Annotated in this window: 13 protein-coding genes; 3 read left to right on the top strand and 10 right to left on the bottom strand. The window is 60.3% G+C overall.

Annotated features, from left to right (window positions below):
- Positions 1 to 26: 26 nt before the first annotated feature.
- Entirely contained in the window at positions 27 to 1,058 is a 1,032-nt protein-coding gene (pstS, locus tag HDE80_RS17500) for a phosphate ABC transporter substrate-binding protein PstS (protein ID WP_221437700.1), read from the bottom strand.
- 152 nt (positions 1,059 to 1,210) lie between these two features.
- Positions 1,211 to 1,885, bottom strand: a complete 675-nt coding sequence (gene rnt / locus HDE80_RS17495; protein WP_184673047.1) for a ribonuclease T — start codon at positions 1,883 to 1,885, stop codon at positions 1,211 to 1,213.
- 390 nt (positions 1,886 to 2,275) lie between these two features.
- On the opposite strand from rnt, the gene HDE80_RS17490 reads away from it, so the two are divergent.
- Positions 2,276 to 3,622, top strand: coding sequence for a hypothetical protein (locus tag HDE80_RS17490; RefSeq protein WP_184673046.1), 1,347 nt, complete (start codon positions 2,276 to 2,278; stop codon positions 3,620 to 3,622).
- Between the two features lie 163 nt (positions 3,623 to 3,785).
- Here HDE80_RS17490 and HDE80_RS17485 read toward each other — a convergent pair whose 3' ends face one another.
- The 8 genes from HDE80_RS17485 to HDE80_RS17450 all read right to left on the bottom strand — a co-directional run bounded on the left by HDE80_RS17485 (position 3,786) and on the right by HDE80_RS17450 (position 14,694).
- Positions 3,786 to 5,285, bottom strand: a complete 1,500-nt coding sequence (locus HDE80_RS17485) for an efflux transporter outer membrane subunit (protein WP_184673045.1) — start codon at positions 5,283 to 5,285, stop codon at positions 3,786 to 3,788.
- A gap of 4 nt (positions 5,286 to 5,289) precedes the next feature.
- Positions 5,290 to 6,483, bottom strand: a complete 1,194-nt coding sequence (locus tag HDE80_RS17480) for an efflux RND transporter periplasmic adaptor subunit (protein ID WP_184673043.1) — start codon at positions 6,481 to 6,483, stop codon at positions 5,290 to 5,292.
- On the bottom strand, positions 6,473 to 9,754 hold the full coding sequence (locus tag HDE80_RS17475; protein WP_184673041.1) for an efflux RND transporter permease subunit: 3,282 nt from the start codon (positions 9,752 to 9,754) through the stop codon (positions 6,473 to 6,475). The genes HDE80_RS17480 and HDE80_RS17475 overlap by 11 nt, the downstream gene beginning before the upstream one ends.
- A 174-nt stretch (positions 9,755 to 9,928) precedes the next feature.
- Positions 9,929 to 11,329 (bottom strand): ATP-binding protein, encoded by a 1,401-nt coding sequence (locus HDE80_RS17470; RefSeq protein WP_255483909.1) that lies wholly within the window; start codon positions 11,327 to 11,329, stop codon positions 9,929 to 9,931.
- 95 nt (positions 11,330 to 11,424) lie between these two features.
- Positions 11,425 to 12,090, bottom strand: coding sequence for a response regulator (locus tag HDE80_RS17465; RefSeq protein WP_184604556.1), 666 nt, complete (start codon positions 12,088 to 12,090; stop codon positions 11,425 to 11,427).
- A gap of 300 nt (positions 12,091 to 12,390) precedes the next feature.
- The gene (gene hflD / locus HDE80_RS17460) at positions 12,391 to 13,014 is read right to left on the bottom strand and encodes a high frequency lysogenization protein HflD (protein ID WP_184673039.1); all 624 of its coding nucleotides are present in this window, start codon (positions 13,012 to 13,014) and stop codon (positions 12,391 to 12,393) included.
- A gap of 10 nt (positions 13,015 to 13,024) precedes the next feature.
- Entirely contained in the window at positions 13,025 to 14,179 is a 1,155-nt protein-coding gene (gene mnmA, locus HDE80_RS17455; protein WP_184673037.1) for a tRNA 2-thiouridine(34) synthase MnmA, read from the bottom strand.
- A complete protein-coding gene (locus tag HDE80_RS17450; RefSeq protein ID WP_184673035.1) occupies positions 14,176 to 14,694 on the bottom strand; it encodes an NUDIX hydrolase in 519 nt (172 codons plus the stop codon). The genes mnmA and HDE80_RS17450 overlap by 4 nt, the downstream gene beginning before the upstream one ends.
- A gap of 131 nt (positions 14,695 to 14,825) precedes the next feature.
- Here HDE80_RS17450 and clpS point away from each other — a divergent pair, with 131 nt between their 5' ends.
- Entirely contained in the window at positions 14,826 to 15,152 is a 327-nt protein-coding gene (gene clpS, locus HDE80_RS17445; RefSeq protein WP_184604548.1) for an ATP-dependent Clp protease adapter ClpS, read from the top strand.
- A 66-nt stretch (positions 15,153 to 15,218) separates the two neighbouring features.
- A complete protein-coding gene (gene clpA, locus HDE80_RS17440; RefSeq protein WP_184673034.1) occupies positions 15,219 to 17,495 on the top strand; it encodes an ATP-dependent Clp protease ATP-binding subunit ClpA in 2,277 nt (758 codons plus the stop codon).
- The last annotated feature ends 82 nt before the right edge of the window (positions 17,496 to 17,577 follow it).

The following is a 17,577-nucleotide window of genomic DNA, read 5'->3' as shown; positions in this document are numbered from 1 at the left end:
CTGGAAGCTGATCACCGCCTGCGATATCACTGCTTGTAATCAGATGCCCAGTAAGCCTCGATCTGCGAGACCAATGCTGCCGGCAGCGGCACGTAGTCGAGTGATGAAGCGTCTTCCTGACCTTTTTCCAGCGACCACTTGAAGAAGTCGAAGGCTACCTTGCTGTTCGCGACGTTCTTTGGCGTCTTGTACATGATTACCCAGGTGGTGGCAGTAATCGGCCATGCCTGAGCACCCGGTGCATTGGTCATCACCAGATTGAAATCTTTTGCACTTTTCCAGTCGGCAGTTGCGGCAGCGGCGGCGAAAGCAGCGGCATTCGGCTTGATGAAATTGCCGCTGGCATTCTTCAGATCAACCCAGGCCAGCTTGTTCTTCACCGCGTAGGCATACTCAACGTAACCGATGGAACCCGGAATCTGGCGCACGTACTGCGACACGCCTTCGTTGCCCTTGCCACCCACGCCCGTCGGCCATTCCACCGCAGTACCAAACTTCACTTTGCTGGCCCAGTCCGCGTTGACCTTGGAGAGGAAGTTGGTGAAGTTGAACGAAGTACCCGAACCATCCGAACGATGGACCACGGTGATTTTGCCGGCCGGCAGTTTGAGGCCGGCATTCAACGCGGCGATCTTCGGGTCGTTCCAGTTGGTGATTTTGCCGAGGAAGATGTCGGCCAAAGTGGTGCCATCGAGCTTGACCTGATCTTCCGCGATGCCTTCGATATGGATCACCGGCACAATGCCGCCGACCACGACCGGGAACTGCCCCAGGCCCAACTGCTGCAGGTCTTCGGCTTTCATCGGGGCATCGGACGCACCGAAATCGATGGTGCCTTCCTTGATCTGTGCAATACCGGCGCCGGAACCGACGGACTGGTAGTTAAGATGATTGCCGGTCTTCTCGGCATACGCAGCCGACCACTTGGACATGACCGGATACACGAAGCTGGAGCCAGCGCCGGTGATATCGGTTGCCTGGGCGGCGACGGCAAACGTCGAAGACACGGCGATCGCGGCAACGGCCGCGAATCGGAACGAAGATTTGCGAGTGATCAACACGGTAGCTCCTTATGAGGGGCGGAGGATTGGACCCCGCCATTTCAGGCCTTTCGTGTTGCAATGAGATGAGATGAATGTTGCAAAAAGATGACAACGCAAGATATTGCTGTCAGGAATTGCGATAAATGCACCACGGCCAGCCGAAAAACCTAGCCCAAGCCTGCCTGTGGAGCGTCAATCGCAGCATGCTCCTGCTCCAGGAGTTCCAGTTGCCGCCAGCGATTGACCACCGTGCAGAACAGGTCTGCCGTCCGTTCGGCATCATAGACAGCCGAGTGCGCTTCACGACCATCGAATGTATGGCCTGCCGCCAGCACAGCCTTGCTCAATACGGTCTGACCAAAAGCGAGCCCACCAAAACTTACGGTGTCAAAGCAGCTGAAGGGGTGAAACGGATTGCGTTTATTGCCGCAACGACGCACCGCCATATTGAGAAAACCCAGATCGAAAGCCGCGTTGTGCCCGACCAGGATCGCTCGCTGACAATCGGCCTCGCGTACGGCCTGTCGCACCGCTTGAAAAATATGATCCAGCGCCAGGCGTTCGGTCAGCGCGCCACGTAGCGGGTTATAAGGATCGATACCGGTGATTTCCAACGAGCGCGGGTCGATATTGGCGCCTGGGAATGGCTCGACATGGGTCGATATGGTCTGGTGAGGACGCAGATAACCACCGGCATCCATGGTTACTGTCACAGCCGCAATCTCTAGCAGCGCATCGTGTTCGGCATCGAACCCTCCCGTCTCTACATCGACGACAACAGGAAGAAAACCGCGGAAGCGTTCCGCCATGCGGGCAGGGGAGGTAAGGGGGGTATATGACATGCGATGAGCATAGCATTCACCGTTCAATGCCTTGATCGGTGCATGCCTTTTAAGAAGGTTCTCAATCGTTGATTGCCCGTTTCCCGTGATTTGCATAGCTGTTTGTGTCGCAATGCAATCACGTATACATCTAGTCATGGCTCCCAAATGCTTCGATAGGAAGCGAGAATGACTCGAAGCGGAAGTGGCGGGGCATCAGTTGCTTATGGGATGCCCACGTTAAATGCTTGTGGTGTTTGCTGTCATCTAACTGTCATTATTTGTATACGTAAGCGTCACGTATGCGCGGCATGCTGCGCTTCGAGATGGGGCGTTAAGTGAATTTAACAGACACTTTTGAGTGTCGCCTCCGTCGTACGTCTTTACTAACTCGATGCGGAGCTTCTCATCATGCGCAATAAAATCGTCGCCGCAGCCATTGCTGCCGTGCTCGGCACACTCAGCGTAGTCGCGCACGCCGATGATGCCAATATCAATACCTTCAGTGACCTGTTCACGCAGGGTCATGTGGATGGTGAGCTTCGTCTTTACGACTTCAACCGCACCTATGATTATGACGTTGCGGCGAAGCCGAGCGCCCGCGCCTTTGGCGGCTCGATTCTGCTCAATGCACAGACCGCCTCGCTGGATGGTTTCAGTGCCGGCGCCTCGCTGGTCAGTGCGAATTCGTTGGGTTCGCTGGCCGACAATCCGAAGCGGGTCGATACCACGCTGATGGGGGCCAACGATTCGCTCACGGCGCTGAGCCAGGCCTACCTGCAGTACAAGAATGACTGGGTTATGGCGCGCGCCGGTTACCAGTATTTGAACACGCCGTGGATGGGTAACAGCGATGGCCGCTTGCTGCCTAACTCGTACGAAGCACTGAGCACTGTTTTCACGCCGATCACCGGCTGGAACATTATCGGAATCCGCGAGCTTAGCTACAAGAGCCGCACGTCCGATGACTACTTCAACGACAACAACTACTACGCTGCCCTCTATGAGGGCGACACGCTTTACGGTGGTAACCAGGGGTTGCCGTTGACCGCGAAACAAACCAGTGGCACGTGGGCGTTGGGTAGCACGTATGTCAACGGCGGCCTGAAGGCGCAGGGTTGGTACTACGACTTCCTCGATTTCGCTCGCATGGGCTATGCCGACGGCAGCTATGTTTTCGACACCGGTACCGGTTTCAACCCCGTCATTGGCTTGCAGGGGCTGACCGAGAGCGGCGGTGGTTCGGACAACGTGCTGGTGGCAAACAAGCTCAAGATCAACAACATTGCCGGCACCAACGTGAAGAGCCGTGTCTGGGGTGCCGACCTCGGCGTCGTGATCCCGAATGGCCGCTTCGACCTCATGTACAACAAGGTTGAGAAGGAGACCGGTTCGGTCATCGGTGACGGTTCGATCATCTCGCCGTTCACCGCCAGCTACGCGACTGATCCGCTGTACACGACCTCGATGATCCGTGGTCTGGTGGAAGCCGGCCCGGGCCATGCAACGAAGGCCAAGTTCTCCTATGACCTCTTCGACAAGAAGGTGCAGCTGGTTGCTGCGTATGCGAAGTACACCACCGATCTGAACGGCAGCTTCCACGATACCTACTTCGACATCATCTATAACTTTGATGGTTTCATGAAGGGCTTTCAGATTCGCGACCGCTGGGAAAAATCCTCGGGCGGCCTCAACAACCTGAATCCAGGAAACCAGCCGTTTACGTATAACCGCGTGATGCTCAGCTACAAGTTCTGATCGTCGTTCTCGGAGCAAGCGCGATGACAAGAGATTTGTCATCGCTCTGATGTCGTAGTGTCATCTGTGCGTGTCAGGCTTTAGCTGTAACGAGTTATCGGAAAGGAGTTCGACCCAAGGACGGAAAACGGCGGGCACGGCCCGCCGTTTGCTTTTGCGCGACTCATGGAACAGCCGCCACCGGTTGATCGGTTGGCGGCTTTTTCATGTCTGAGTCGCTCCAGCCGCCGCCCAGGGCACGAATGAGATTCACGCTGGCCTGTAGACGACGGGTACGAACTTGCTCGGCGTTGCGCTTGGCTTGCAGGTAGCTGGTCTGGGCCGTTACCACGTCGAGATAGTTGACGATACCTTCGCTATAGCGGTTCGTTGCAATCGTTGCCGCGTCCTGCGCGGCCGTTGCCGCATCATCCTCGTCATGCGCTTCGTGACTGAGATTGGTCAGTAGCGACAGGTTGTCTTCCACTTGCTGAAAGGCCGTCAACACGGTGACGCGGTATTGCCCGGCAGCTTCATCAAATCCGGCTTTCGCCTCGCGCTCGCGACTGCGCCGCAAGCCACCGTCGAACAGACTCAATGCACCGATCGGGCCGAGCGCCCACATGCGGTTGCCAGCACTGAGCAGGCTGCCGTTGCCGGTGTTCTGCCAGCCGAAAAGAGCGGACAGGCTGAAGCTTGGATAGAACGCTGCGCGCGCCACGCCGATATCGGCGTTGGCGGCGAATGTGCGTCGCTCGGCGGCAGCGATATCAGGGCGGCGCTGCAGCAGGGTGGAAGGTATTTCGGAGGGGATCATCGGCAGGCCGATCTGAATATCCGAAGATGGCAGCGAGAACTGAGACGCTGATACGCCCACCAGCGTGGCGATTGCGTGCTCGGTAAGCGCACGCTGCGCGGTTACTTCGGCGGCCTGTGCCATGGCGTCGGATAGCTGGTTCTTGGCGCGTGCAACCGACAGACCCGAGGCAATGCCGCCTTCCATACGGTTCTGCGTGAGCACGAGACCCTTGCGATAGGCATCCAGCGAATCGGCGAGAATGTGCGCCTGGATGTCATAGCCGCGCAGCTGGATATACAGATCGGCGAGCTGCGATTGCAGGCTCAGTTTTGCCGAGGCCAGGTCGGCATCAGCCGCTTGTGCCTGCGCCTTGCCGGCGGCTACTTCATTGCGTACGCGGCCCCAGAAATCGAACTCGTAGTCCGCCGAAAACTGCGCGGTGTTGGCGTCGTATTCGTTCGGCTGGTTGCTGCCGCGCAGCGGACGATTGTTCGACTGGCGATTGTTCGACGGTCCGCCGTCCACACCCAGATGCGGAAACAGACCGGAACGAAGCTCGCCCTCGTAGGCATGCGCCATGTCGTAGCGCGATAGTGCGACCGCCAGGGAAGGATTGCTGGCGTCCAGCTTGTGCTCCAGTCCATCCAGCGCCGTATCACCAAAGATCTGCCACCAGTCGCCCCGGGCGAGCGTATCGGCGGGCGCAGCAGGCGCCCACAGTCCGGATGCCTCCTTGTAATTGGCGGGTATGGCGATATCGGGACGATGGTACGTCGGCGCCAATGAGCAACCAGCCAGTGCGGTCAGCAGACAACCGGCCAATGCATGACGAGCACCAGTCTGCCAACGCGATCGCTGCTTGCGAATGGTGGATAGGATGCGCATGGTATCAACCCTGCTTCGGCTGTTCATGCGTGGCGTTCCCGCTCGAAGCCGCGGCCGCAAGCTGCACCTCGTCACCCTGCGACAGCGAATCCGGCGGATGATCGATGATGCGATCACCTGGCTGCAGGCCGTGATCGATTTCCAGCGCGTCACCCAAGTCCATGCCAATGTGGATATCACGCAGTTGTACGCGGTTGTCCGCACCCAGCACCGCGACCTGTGGACCGGCGGCGCGGAAGATCAGCACGGTTGCCGGCACGGTGATCAGATGCGTGTTGACCGCGACCGGCAGCGTCACTTCCGCGTAATCGCCAGGCAACAGTTCGCCATGCGGGTTGGGTGCTTCGAACTGCGCAAGCAACGAACCGGACTCCTGATTGACCGAGCCCGACGAGCCGATCAGCGTGGCTTTGTAGGTTTCACCCGGATGTTCGAGCACGCTGAGGTTGACTGTCATGCCGGGCTTGATCGATGCCGCGTAGCCTTGGGGAATGCGCACGTACAGACGCATCTTGCTGGTGTCGGCCACCGTGAACAAGGCAGGGCTGTTTTCACTGGTGGATGAAATCAGATCGCCAATGTCGGTATTGCGGCTGGTCACCGTGCCGCTGAAAGGTGCGGTGATGTGCTTGAACGACTCCAGCGCAGCAAGTCGGTCCACATCGGCCTGCGCCGAGAGCACGTTGGCGGCGGCCACTTCGGCCTCACCACTCTTTTCATCGGCTTCTTGTTTGGATACCGAGTTGGAGCTGAGCAGATGCTGCCAGCGCTGGCTGGTGACCTGCGCCAGCCGTTGATCGGCCTTGGCACGCACCAGCACGGCCTTGGCCTGTTCGAACTGTTGGTCGAGCTCCGGCGTATCGATGATGCCTAGCGTATCGCCGGCGTTCACCGTGCTGCCGATGTCCTTGTCCCAGCTTTTCAGGTAGCCGCTGACGCGGGCATGGATCGGTGCGCTGATCCACGCATCGACGCGGCCGGGCAAGGTCATCGCATGGTTATCGCTTTTGCCCGCTATCGGTGCCAGCTGCACCGTTGGCAGTTCCTGCGCATTGGTCCAGCTGACCAACTGGTGGTAGTCGTGCGCGCGCACGGCCAGCCCTATCGCCGTTGCCAGCACCGCCAGTACGAGAACGATGGCGATGGGACGGCCCAGCCGCAGCGGGCGCTGCGCTGGAGCATCGTGGTTAGGCGACATGAGGATTTTCTCCAGGCATCAGAACGGGTGAAATTGAATCAGGTGAATTTGGATCGGGTGAATTTGAGTCGGCGGAAACGGCGTGCTTTTCGCCGGCGTGCACGAGGCTGAAAATCACCGGTACGAACAGCAGCGTGGCAAAGGTGGCAAACAGCAGGCCGCCGATCACGGCGCGGCCCAGCGGTGAATTCTGTTCCTGGCTCAGTGCCATTGGCAGCATGCCCATGATCATCGCCAGCGCAGTCATGCAGACCGGACGGAAGCGGGTAAAGCCGGCTTCCATCGCAGCCTTTACCGCGTCGCCATGGATGGCCAGCCGCTCGCGACAGAAGCTCACCACCAGAATCGAGTTGGCGGTGGCCACGCCCATGCACATAATCGCGCCGGTCAGTGCGGGTACCGACAACGTCGTGTGGCTGACAAACAGCATCCATACGATGCCGGCCAGCGCGGCGGGGAGCGCCGTGATGATTACGAACGGATCGAGCCACGACTGGAAGTTGACCACGATCAACAGGTAGATCATCACTACCGCGCCGAGCAGGCCGAACAGCAAGCCGCTGAAGGCCTCGTTCATAGTGCCGACCTGTCCACGCAAGGTGACCAGGGTACCCTTGGGTCGGCTCTTGGCGAACTGCGCCAGCACCTTGTTGACATCGGTACTCACCGCGCCGAGATCACGATCCTGCACTGACGCATAGATGTCGAACGAGGGCAGGATGTTGTAGTGCGAAACGACTGCGGCGCTGGGTTCGCGCGTGAAGCTGGCGATGCCGCCGAGCATCTGGCTGGACTTGTCGGTAGACGACGTCACCGGCAGCCGCGCCAGGTCAGCCATCGAATCCATCTTGTACTGCGGCGTGGCGGCAACGATGGCGTACGACACGCCGTTCTTCGGATTGAGCCAGAACGCCGGCGCGACCTGACCGCTACCCGCGAGCGAGGCGACCATGCTGTTGGTCACGTCACGCTCGGTGATACCCAGGGCATCGGCGCGGGTACGATTCACATGCACGTTCAATTGCGGATAGCTGGTGCTCTGCTGCAACCGCACGTCGGCGATGCCCGGTACGGCGCGCAGCTTCTTCATGATCTGCATTGCATACGCTTCGTTTTCATCGCTGTTGCGGCCAGTGATCGATACATCGAGCGGTGCCGGCGCGCCGAAGTTGAGGATCTGGCTGGTCATGTCGGCTGGTAGAAACGCGAACTCGGTGCCCGGGAATGATTTGGGCAACTGCTCGCGCAGCTTCTTGACGAAGTCTGCCGTTGGTGAATGGCCTTCCTTCAGCGAGATCTGGATATCGCCGTCCTGCGGACCGATGGTGCCGGTGTTGCTGTAGACAAGGTTGACGCTGCTCAACGGCAAGCCGATGTTGTCGATCACGGTGTCGAGTTGGTCGGCGGGAATGATCTGGCGGATCGTCTGTTCGATGTGATCGAACTCTGCCGCGGTTTCTTCCACGCGAGTACCCATCGGTGCGCGAACATGCAGTGCGATCGATCCGGCGTCGACATTCGGGAAAAAGTCGCGTCCGAGGAATGGCACCAGCGCAAACGAGATCAGCACGAAGCCCAGAAAACCGAGGATGAAGTTACGCCGATGGGCGAGCGCCGCACCGAGCATCGCGTAATAGCCGTCACGAATCCTGGTGAAGCGATGTTCGAAGGCGAGCTGGAACGCAATCGCCTTGCGCACGATCACGTTGCGGTGGGCATGATGTTGATCGCCATCGTGGTGGTTGATATAGCCATCTTCCGGATGGTCGCCGCTGCCGCCCTCGATGATGTGGGGCTTCAGCAGAAACATCGCCATGGTCGGCACCAGCGTGCGTGAGAGCACGAACGAGGAGGCCATCGCGAAAATCACCGCCAGCGCCATCGGCCGGAACAGGAAACCGGCGATGCCGTCGAGCATGAACATCGGCACGAACACGATGCAGATGCACAGCAGCGAGACGAAGGCGGGCGTGACGATCTGCGCCGCACCGTCGAGGATCGCTGTCTTGACATCCTTGCCCTGCTCGAGATGCCAGTTGATGTTCTCGATGGTCACCGTGGCATCGTCGACGAGGATGCCGACGGCCAGCGCCAGGCCGCCCAGGGTCATCACGTTGAGCGTCTGCCCGGTGGCGGACAGCAGCGCGATGGCCGACAGGATCGAGAGTGGGATCGACACCGCGATGATGACGGTGGAGCGCCAGCTGCCGAGAAAGACCAGGATCATCACCGAGGTCAGCAACGCCGCAATGATGCCTTCGCGCGCGACCGAGGCGATCGCCGATTTCACGAACACGGATTGATCGTTGAGCATCGATATTTTCAGCGAGGGCGGCATCGTCTCCTCGATCAGTGGCATCAGCTTCTTGATGCCTGCGACCACGGCCAGCGTCGAAGCGCTACCGGTTTTCAGGATCGGCATCAGCACCGCGCGCTTGCCATCCACGCGCACCACGTTGTTCTGCGGCGGAGAACCGTCGCGTACGTGGGCGACCTGGCCGATGGTGATGGTGGCGCCGTTGATCGTCTTGATTGGCAGGTTGTTCAGATCGGAGAAGGCTTTCGGACTGTTGTTGAGCTGCACGTGATATTCGTACGTGCCAATCTTGGCGGTGCCGACCGGAATGATCTGGTTTTGCGAGGCCAGCGCGTTGGCGACGTCCTGTGCGGACAGACCTTTGGCATCGAGTGCCTGCGGATCCAGATCCATGGTGATCTGACGCTGCTTGCCGCCGTATGGCGTCGGAATCGCCACGCCGTTGACCGATACAAGCGTGGGTCGAACCTCGTTTTGCGCAATGTCGCGGATCTTGGATTCGGACAGCGTCTTGCTCGACAGCGCCATCTGCAGCACGGGAACCGTGGAGGCGTTGTAGTTGAGGATCAGTGGCGGCGTAATGCCCGGTGGCATCTGCTTGACCACCGTCTGCGAGATCGAGGTGACTTGTGCCGTAGCTGTACGAATATCGGTGCCGGGTTGGAAGAAGATCTTCACCACGCCGGCACCGGGCAGCGACTGTGATTCGATGTGCTCGATATTGTTGACCGAGGTGGTCAGCTGACGTTCGTAGTAATAGATCACGCGGCCGGACATCTGGTCGGGCGGCAGGCCGTTATAAGTCCACACCACGCTGATCACCGGGATGCCGATGTTCGGGAAGATATCGGTCGGCGTACGCAATGCGGCCAGCGGGCCAGCGATAAGGATGACCAGCGCCAGCACAACAAAGGTGTAGGGTCGTGACAGGGCTAAGCGAACAAGACCGAGCATGGAGGTTTTCCAGATGGCAGCAGCGTTCAATGACCACCACGGAGAGCTCCACGGTACGGTCAGCGATTGCCACGGATCATGGCAAGCCAGCCTTTGCTAAACCTTTTTGGATGCTTCGCGCGGCCTGCTGTCAGCTGAATGGCCGTTTGTCGGGTAGCTGGCAATCGGCTGTGATCAACGGTCCGCGCTGGCCATACGGATGCGCACCTGCAGCCCGCTACCGAATGGCGAGGCCAATAGCTCGATGTTTGCCTGATGCAGCTGGATCGCGCGCTGCACGATACTGAGGCCCAGACCATAACCGCGCGATTCGCTTTCCACCTCGCGATGAAAGCGTTCGAAGACTGCTTCACGCTTCTCGACCGGAATGCCCGGACCATCGTCGGAGATGGCGATGATGACTGCATCGCCTTCGCGCTGGATGGCCACGTCCACCTGGCCTCCCGATCCCGAGTAGCGCAGCGCGTTTTCGATCAGGTTGCGAAACATCGCGGTCAGCGCCACTTCGTGCCCACTGACCCAGACTTCATCGATGTCGTGTGTGAGGCTGAGCGCGATGTCCTTTTCGGCGATCAGTGCCGCCAGTTCTTCGATCACTTCGGTGGTGAGCGTGATCAGTTCAATCCGTGCGCGCTGCTCGGATGCGGCGCCAGCTTCCAGTCGTGCCAGTGCGAGGATCTGCTCGATCCGTCGTGCCATTCGTGCCAGACCCATCTGGGCACTTTGCAGCATGGCATCGACTTCCTCCGCACTGCCCGCAATCTGCGCGCTTTCCAGATGGATCATGGTGGCGGCCAGCGGCGTGCGTAGCTCGTGGGCCACATCGCCGGCAAAGCGGTGTTCGCGTTCGATGGTGTCTTCCAGTCGCTCGATCTGCTGATTGAGTTCCAGTACCAGCGGCGTGATCTCGCGCGGTGTGTCATCAACGGCAACGGGCTGCCGGCTGCCCGGCAAGCGACTGGCTAGCTGCTCCGTAAGACGGTCCAGCGGCCGCAGCCCGCGCCCGACCGCCCAGCTCACCAGCAACGCCAGCAACGGCAACCCGATGATCAGCGGCAGGCTGTGTTCCATGACCAGCGTGCGGGTGATGGCATGGCGGTTGTCGGAGCGCTCACCGATGCGGATCACCAGTCCAGCCTGATTTTTCAGCGTGAAGATACGCCACGTCTGATCCTGCAGGCTCAAATCGCGAAAGCCGCGCTCGTCGGCGGGAGGCGGCGACAGCGTGGCGAGATTGGCGGTGGCGGCGAGCAGACGTCCATCGGCGGCGTAGGCCTGAAAGCCGACTTCGGGCTCGAAGTTGCGCTCATGCACCCGAACCATCACGCCGCGCAGTGCATCAGCCGGCAGCACGGCGTTGCCCGCGTTGTGCCCCGGCAAAGAGGAGACATGTTCGATCAGTGTTCCCAGCGTGCGACCAGCCTGTGCCAGGCGTCCGTCCAGCAGGTGATCCATTTCGCTGAGCTCGCGCTGATAGCTCAGCACGCCCAGCGGAATCAGCACGCCGACCTGCACCGCGATGATCAGCCAGGTCAGGCGTGTGCGCAGGCTGGCAGCTCTCATCGGTGCGCTCATGCAGATGCGCTCATGGAGCCGCCATGATGGAGCTGCCCTGATAGGGGTGTTCTCATCGATCGGCTCTCCATGGAGCTGCACTCATCGCAGCGATCTCATTTTGGTTCGCGCGGCACCATGTAGCCAATACCGCGCACCGTGGTGATCACCTCGGGACTGAGCTTGCGCCGCAGCCAGTGCACTTGCACCTCGATCGCATTGCGTTCGACCACTGTATCGAGCCCATAAACGGAGTTTTCGAGCGCATCACGGCGCACGATGCGTCCGGCGCGCTCCATCAGCACCTGCAGCAGTGCGAATTCGCGCCGGGTCAGGCTGACCTTTTCACCGCGGAATTCGACTTCGGCGGTCGAAAGGTTGAGCCGCATGCCGCCCGCTTCGATCAGGTTGTCGGCCAGGCCCTGCGCGCGACGGGTCAGCGAGCGGATGCGCGCGGCCAGTTCGCCGAGATGGAAAGGTTTCACCAGAAAATCGTCTGCACCCAGATCCAGCCCGCGGATGCGGGTGTCGATGGCGTCGCGCGCAGTCAGCACCAGGATGGGCGTTTTCACTCCTTGGCGTCGAGCCTCTAGCAATACGTCCATGCCGTCCTTGCCGGGCAGGCCGAGATCTAGCAGCACCAAGTCGGCCGTGGGGTCGCGCAGCGCGCGAGCAGCCTCGTTGCCGTCACGCAGCCAGGTAACGGCATAGGACTGTTGCTCCAGCGCGTGCCGGATCGCTTCGCCGAGCTGGATGTCGTCTTCCACAAGCAGAATGTGCACGTCGGGCTACCGGTGGCTGCAACTAAGGCGGGCAGGGTTCCAATGCATGGTGGACGAGAATGCTTGTGCAGACCTTTTGGATGAGGACATCGTTAACTGACGTGTTCAGCTCAAGTGCGGCCCATCGATCGAGTCGTTATAGGGCAGTTTCAGGTGCCTGTGGCGAACCACGATCACCAGGATAAGCACGGCGCCGACCGTTCCAAGCAGATCCAGCACGAGCACTCCTGATCGACCCTCATGTACCGTGCCCGTCTTTGCATGGCGTTTCAGGAAGGTCGGCCGAGTGGACCGCAGCCGTCAGCGGTTGTCCAGTGTGGCTCCGGTCAACATGCCGCGTGCCAGCATGCTGCACTGGCGCCGATAGAGGATCAGCTGCCACTGCCGACCACCGACCTGCCGCCACAGCACCGCCGAGCGCACTGCCGCCAGCAGATTGCTTCGAACCTTCTCCACCACCGCCGGTTGTGCCAGTTGCTGCGGGTTGCCACTGACCATCACCCGGGGTTTCAGTGTGGACAGGGTGGAGGCGTACAGCTCGGCCAGCCGGCCGAAGACCTGGGTCGAGCCCTGACCGAAGTGCTCCACCTGACGCTGCGCGGCAACGATGCCCTGCTGCAGCTTTTCGAGCAGCTCCGGTCGCCGCGACAGGCTGCGCTCCAGCCGCATGACGGTCACCACCATGCGCGTGACCGACATGTCGCGGTCGCTTTCATCCAGCTGCGCAATCAGGTTGCGCAGGCCCAGCCGCACGCCGGAGATATTGCCGTATACGCCAACGACCGATGGCGCGTCGATTCGGAAAATGCTGGCCACACTGGCTTCCATGACGCCTTCATCGCAACGTCCTTCATTGGCGAGCTGCTGTGCCAGCGCACAGGCCTGGAACAGGCCGGCAAGGGCGAGCACGCGCTCTTCATTCATGGCAAAGGTTTCAAACACGAGCTTGCGGTTCTCCGGAAACAAACGTTGATGTAGGTGAGGGCGTGAATGCTGGCAGCAAGCCGCCGTACGGCGCGTCGGTGGCAGCGATGATCGCGCCGCCGAGGCAAACCTCACCTTCATAGAAGACGACGGATTGGCCCGGCGTGACAGCGCGCTGCGGGTCGTCAAAGCGTACTTCAAGCTCATCCTCCCGGACTTCGACAGTGCAGGGCTGGTCGATCTGGCGGTAACGGGTTTTGGCGGTGCACCGAAAGTGCGTGCCTGGGGTTGTGCCAGCCACCCAGGTGGGTGCCTCGGTCTGCAGCCGCTCGGAATACAGCCAGCGATTCTCGCCCCCCTGCGCGATGTACAGCACGTTGGCAGGCACGTCCTTGCCGACCACATACCAGGCTTCACCGCTGGCGCCGTGCCGGCCGCCGATCCCCAGCCCGTTGCGCTGGCCCAGCGTGTAATACATCACGCCCTGATGCTGGCCGATCAACTCGCCCTCAGGCGTGCGCATTTCGCCGGCGCGCGCAGGAATGTACTGCGCCAGAAAGCTGCGGAAATCGCGTTCGCCGATAAAGCAGATGCCGGTGGAGTCTTTTTTCGCATGCGTAGGCAGCGCGGCTTCTCGCGCCATTTCGCGTACGCGCGGCTTTTCGATCTCACCGACGGGGAAAAGCGTTGCGGCCAGCTGCTGCTGCCCCAGTGCGTGCAGGAAATAGGTCTGGTCCTTGGCTGCATCCACGGCGCGAAGCAGGCGATAGGCCCCGTCCTTGCCGTCGACGCGCGCGTAATGGCCGGTAGCAATTTTTTCGGCTCCCAGCGAGCGTGCTTCGTCGAGAAACGTCTTGAATTTGATTTCACGGTTGCACAGCACATCGGGATTCGGCGTGCGGCCGGCACGATATTCGGCAAGAAAGTGCTCGAACACGCCGTCCCAATATTCGGCCGCGAAATTGCGTGCATGGAATGGGATGCCCAGTCGGCCGCAGACGGCCACGGCATCCTTGCGGTCCGCATCGGTGGTGCACGGGCCGCTGCGGTCGTCTTCCTCCCAGTTCTGCATGAACAGGCCATCGACTTCATGCCCGGCCTGCTGCAGCAGCAACGCCGCGACCGACGAGTCGACGCCGCCGGAGATGCCGAGCATCACCTTCATACGGTCTTGCCCGCGGGCAGCGCAGCGTCGTGATCAGGGAGATAACCGAGCGCGTTCAAGGGTAACCGCTGGCCGGCAAGCCACGCATCGATGCTCATCAGTACCAGTGGGCTGCGCAGTCGGTCGCCCAGCGCGGCGATTTCGCTGCGGGTCAGCCACAAGGCGCGCTGAATGCCAGTGTCCAGCGGGCGTGCGGCATCATGCCTCAGCGCCCTGGCGGCGAAGCTGAAACGGATCACTGCATCGCCGTGTTCGGTGCTGCGCCATTGATGAATGCCGATAAGGTGTTCTAAAGCCACGGTCCAGCCGGTTTCCTCCAGCGTCTCGCGTACGGCAGCATCAAGCAGACTTTCGCCATCATCGAGGTGACCGGCGGGCTGGTTGTAGGCGAGCTGACCCTTCACCTCTTCCTCGACCATCAGGTAACGGTCGCCATCGGCGATCACACAGGCCACGGTGACGTGGGGGCGCCAAATATCAGCATTGGTATCGGCATTGGCAACGGGTTCGATCATGGACGCGTGACAGCACTGGAAAAGTGGCCATTGTGCCATCACCTAGGGGTGTGCCCGAGCCGCTGCAGCTCGAAAAAGCAGCATCCGCTGCGGCGTATACTTCGTATCAAAGATGAGCTACCCAAGAAACCATGGCCCACGAATCCGAACACGAACAAGGCGGCGGTCGCGGTCTGGCGGTGGAAGTCGCCAAGCCCGAAGTGGCTCGTCCACCACTTTTTCAGGTCTTTTTGTTGAATGATGACTTTACCCCGATGGATTTCGTGGTAGAGGTATTGCGAAGCTTCTTCAATCTCGATCAGGAGCAGGCGGTTCAGGTGATGCTGCACGTGCATACTCGCGGTAAGGGAGTTTGCGGCGTCTTTACACGGGAGGTCGCTGAGACCAAAGTGACTCACGTCAACGAATATTCACGCTCACATCAACACCCGTTGTTATGCACTATGGAAAAGCTCTGAGCGACCCCACTTCGTGATCATCGCGGCGCAACTGGCCGCTCAACTTTGCAAGCGGAGACGATCCGAATGTTCAGCAAGGATCTGGAAGTCACCATCGGCCATTGCTACAAGCAGGCCCGCGAACAGCGCCACGAATTCATGACAGTGGAGCATCTGCTGTTGGCGCTGACCGAAAACCAGTCGGCGCTCGGCGCACTGCGCGCCTGCGGCGTGGATCTGCCTAGGCTGTCGTCAGAACTCGAACGCATCATCCTCGAAACCGTGCCGGTGCTGCCGCAGGGCGACGAGCGCGATACGCAGCCGACACTGGGCTTTCAACGGGTGCTGCAGCGGGCCGTGTATCACGTGCAGTCCTCAGGCCGAAAGGAAGTTACCGGCGCCAATGTGCTGGTGGCGATCTTCGGGGAAAAGGATTCGCACGCGGTGTATTTCATGCATCAGCAGGAAATCACCCGACTCGACGTGGTGAATTACATTTCGCACGGTATTGCCAAGATTGGCGATGACGCGGCGACTAGCAGCCCGAGCACCGAGCGTGAAGGCGAAGAGAGCGGCGAGCCGAAGGGCAATCCGCTGCATGAGTTTGCCAGCAATCTCAACGAACTGGCGCTGGAAGGCAAGATCGATCCATTGATCGGGCGCGCCGACGAGATCGAGCGCACGATCCAGGTGCTCTGCCGCCGCCGCAAGAACAACCCGCTGTACGTTGGCGAAGCTGGCGTGGGCAAAACGGCCCTGGCCGAAGGTCTGGCCAAGCGCATCGTCGATGGTGAAGTGCCCGAGGTGCTGGAAAGCGCCACGATCTGGTCGCTGGACCTCGGCGCTCTGGTTGCCGGCACCAAATATCGCGGCGACTTCGAGAAGCGCCTGAAGGCGGTGATCGGCCAGCTGAAAAAGCAGCCAGGTGCGATCCTGTTCATTGACGAAATCCACACCATCATCGGTGCGGGTTCGGCGTCGGGCGGCACCATGGATGCCTCCAACCTGATCAAGCCCATGCTGGCATCGGGTGAGTTGCGCTGCATCGGTTCGACCACGTTCCAGGAATATCGCGGCGTGTTCGAGAAAGATCGCGCGCTGGCCCGTCGCTTCCAGAAGATCGACGTGGTCGAGCCCACCGTGGCCGACAGTCTTGAGATTCTCAAAGGCCTGCGCTCGCGTTTCGAAGAGCATCACCACGTCTCGTATACCAACGAGGCATTGAAGGCCGCGGTGGATTTGTCGGTCAAACACATCCCCGATCGTCTGCTGCCGGACAAGGCCATCGACGTCATCGACGAGGCTGGCGCACGTCAGAGGCTGCTGCCCGAAGACCAGCGCACCGGCAAGGTCGATGTGACCGAGGTCGAGTACATCGTGGCCAAGATGGCGCGTATTCCGGCCAAGCAGGTCTCGGCCTCCGATCGCGACGTGCTGCGCAATCTCGAGCGAAATCTCAAGATGGTGGTGTTCGGTCAGGATCCGGCGATCGAGGCATTGGCTGCTTCGATCAAGATGGCCCGTTCGGGTCTGGCCGATCCATCCAAGCCGATCGGCTGCTTCTTGCTGGCAGGCCCCACCGGCGTTGGCAAGACCGAAGTCACCAAGCAGCTGGCGATGCAGCTCGGTATCGAGATGATCCGTTTCGACATGTCGGAGTACATGGAAGGTCATTCCGTGTCGCGGCTGGTCGGTGCGCCTCCGGGTTATGTCGGTTTCGACCAAGGTGGCCTGTTGACCGAGGCGGTGGTCAAGCATCCGCACGCGGTGCTGCTGCTGGACGAGATCGAGAAGGCGCATCCGGATGTATTCAACATTCTGTTGCAGGTCATGGATCGCGGTGTGCTGACGGATACCAACGGTCGCGAAGCCAACTTCAAGAACGTGGTGGTGGTCATGACGACCAATGCGGGTGCTGCGCTGGCCTCACGCCGCAGCATGGGCTTTGTCGAGCAGAAGCATGATTCGGATGCGATGGAAGTGATCCGCCGCACCTTCACGCCGGAGTTCCGCAACCGGCTGGATGCGATCATTCAGTTCGGTGCGCTCGATTTCGAGCACATCCTGCGCGTGGTCGACAAGTTCCTGATCGAGCTGGAAAGTCAGCTGACCGAGAAGCATGTCAGCCTGGATGTCGATTCCGATGCCCGCCGCTGGCTGGCAGATCATGGTTTCGATCCGCAAATGGGCGCGCGTCCGATGGCGCGGGTGATTCAGGAGAAGGTGAAGCGTGCGCTGGCCGACGAGCTGCTGTTCGGCAAGTTGACGGATGGTGGCCTGGTTCGCTTGAGCGTTCGGGATGGTGAGTTGCAGGTGGATTGCGAAACCATCGAGCCGGCCGAAGTTACCGAGCCAGCAGCCTGAGCCTATAGCTGTTCGGGATCGGCGTCCGATTCCGGACAGCTTTCTTGCAACAACGCAAAAAGCCGCGCATTGCGCGGCTTTT

It is taken from the genome of Rhodanobacter sp. A1T4, from assembly GCF_014207185.1.
GTDB lineage: Bacteria > Pseudomonadota > Gammaproteobacteria > Xanthomonadales > Rhodanobacteraceae > Rhodanobacter.
The sequence above is the reverse complement of the archived record's forward strand: the minus strand, read 5'-3'. Positions and strand labels throughout refer to the sequence as shown.